Annotated in this window: 1 protein-coding gene; it reads right to left on the reverse strand. The window is 56.2% G+C overall.

Annotation, left to right across the window (positions count from 1 at the left end; genetic code table 11):
• Window positions 1–182: 182 nt before the first annotated feature.
• Entirely contained in the window at window positions 183–551 is a 369-nt protein-coding gene (locus X743_RS1000000172660) for a hypothetical protein (protein WP_023769483.1), read from the reverse strand.
• Between the last annotated feature and the right edge of the window lie 762 nt (window positions 552–1,313).

Raw genomic sequence — 1,313 nt, forward strand, 5'->3', positions numbered from 1 at the left:
ACTCATTGCGTCGGTGACGCCGAGCTACAGGCCCAAAACGCAAGCCAGTTGCAGCCTCTCGTGGCTGATATCGTCGGGCGAGGGTTGCGGCCGGCGGGAACGAGGACGATGGCCTCATTACCATTGTGGAACTCGCGCCGGATCTTACGAGAAACGTCGGGAGGATCTGTAGCAGCCCACAATCAGCGACGGCGGTTGCGTTTTCCTACGGGCAGGTCGTGACTTTGCCCCGGCCCGGCTGGGATTTCACGCCAGAACTTCGGTTGCTCGTTCGGGCTTGACTGCGCCCAGCGCGGCTTGCCGGGGCCATCCGACCACCAGTCGATATGAATATCCGAAAAGATGCGCGCATGGGGGCAAAGCACGAGAATCCTGGTTCCGTCCTTGGGCGCAGATGAAATATCTTCCCATCTTTCATCCCGCACCCGTGCAGCCGCGATGACCTTCTTCGCGAAGAGCTCGTAGGACTCGATCGAAGACGGCAATTCACATGCGACCAGGAACTCTTGCGTAAGTGCCCGTGCTAATGTTGCATCGGCGTCATCTGTCATCTGTCTCCCCCTTGAGTGTCTCCCCCTTGAGGTGAAAACCGGTCGTGCGCGATGGCCAGCGTCATTGAGTAACTCAGTTCGCACAAAAGCTTCGGCAACAGCCATATTCATCACCTCAACATCCCGGAGCCGGTTTTGGCCCAATCCTGTTGGCTTGCGGTGTACGTTCCGCGCGCTCCTTGCCAAAGTCAGCACGAAGTGGCATCGCTAATTTAGCAACAGCTCATATATATCATATGAGCCCGCTTGAGTCACCCATCTCACCATTCTGCAATAAGTTCGCGGGTAAGTCTTCAATTTCGGGTCAGCGTGAACAAGACCGGCAAATATCATCCAGCGTTCCCTGATCCAGCAAGGCTCTGCCTTGAAATTCCAGAAGGAAGCAGTTTTGAACGGAAGTTATATAAGCTGCCTGTGCACACTAGGCCTGGCTAGGGCGTGAGATCTTGCGTTATTGATTTGCATGGACCTACCCCACGCGGTAACGTTCTTCTTGCATGAATTGCGATGATTGGACGAACATCCGGAAGAACTCGCCATGCATGGCTGGACTAGGCGCTGACGAAGCCGGGAGTGGCTTGTCATCTCCATTGAACCAGAAGCGATAATTCCCGAGCCCGGCAGTGCCGCCCGACGGCGCCCCGACCGTGCCCTCATAGGGTCCGCCCGAACAGCGTCAGGATCAGGAGTCGCCGATCCGAGCCTGCTGGTTGACTGGATTATTCAGGAAAAGCTAATGAAGCAGCGATTGAGCGCGATGGA

It is taken from the genome of Mesorhizobium sp. LNHC232B00, from assembly GCF_000502435.1.
Classification (GTDB): Bacteria; Pseudomonadota; Alphaproteobacteria; order Rhizobiales; family Rhizobiaceae; genus Mesorhizobium; species Mesorhizobium opportunistum.